We start from the raw sequence: 1,102 nt of genomic DNA on the forward strand, positions 1-1,102 counted from the left end.
CATGGCAGCGTCTCCGAAATGACTTGAAGGCATCCGCGTGCGATTTGCAAAGCCGCCCACCGGAGAGCGCGGAACCATTGCAGGGCCGGGAAGGGTCGGCGCGAATGCGCTCGATACAGGCAATTCCGCCTTCGGCCCCTGTGTATCGGCATCAATTGCAAATGAGAATGACTATCATTTTTGGTTGCCGCACTCATTCTTTCGATCGCGAGCGGGCTCCTGTGCTTGTCGGATCGCTCCAAATCCTCACGCCCCCGGCGTTCGGCCGCTACAGTCCGATTCATCGCAGTCGCGATGGGTTTTCTACATATATACCTCTGGATCATTGTGGATTTTGATGATTTGTTGAATGAAATCTGAGTATTATGATTATCTATCTATAAAAATATGTCTTTATATATTTATCACATTGCAAGAATGTATTTTTGTCGGGATCGGTTCGCGATCCCGAAAAGGAGTGCTTACAATTGATATTAATTATCATTCTCAATTAAGTGCGGGATGGATATGATTGGGGCATCCCATCCCCGAATGGGTGTCTTTGGATGTGGGGTACGGCTTCATGGTTGAAAGAGCGCACGAAATCGGCAACACGGCAGGTCCAGCGGCGTCCGGCGGCGGCGGTGTCGCATCCTTCTACGACGGCACGGTCTCGCTGACATGCGGCCATATCTGCGCTCCTTCCTCCGCATGGGAAACTGAACCCCTGACCAAAGGGTTGAAGTTGGTCATCGTCGACAACAGCGAGTTGCTATGCAAGCTGCCCAACTGTGAAAAGACCAGGATCGTCGGCCCCTGCATCTGCGCGGTGTGGAACGAGGACGACTGCGAGGGGATGCAATCCTTTCCGGCCGGGAGCCGGATGCAGTTCACGGCGATCAGCCTGTCGGCGTCGACCGTCAAGGATCGCCTTCCCTCGGTGTTCGAGCGGTTGAGGGACGCGCCGAAGGGGGGAACCGGCCCCAGCCTCGCCGTGACCGGGGCATCGGCGGCGGTGAGGGCGCTGTGCGCGCAAGTCGCCGCCTGTCCCCTGCGGGGGCTGTCGCGCACACTGTATCTGTCCGGAAAAGCGCTGGAGATCGCCGCCACGCCCTGGACAGTC

1 pseudogene is annotated in these 1,102 nt (G+C 56.6%); it reads left to right on the forward strand.

Going from position 1 to position 1,102, the window contains the following annotated elements:
• Positions 1-511: 511 nt before the first annotated feature.
• Positions 512-1,102: pseudogene (locus tag I71_RS18845) on the forward strand (hypothetical protein); the annotation flags it as partial.

This window comes from Azospirillum sp. B506 (assembly GCF_000333595.1).
GTDB lineage: Bacteria > Pseudomonadota > Alphaproteobacteria > Azospirillales > Azospirillaceae > Azospirillum.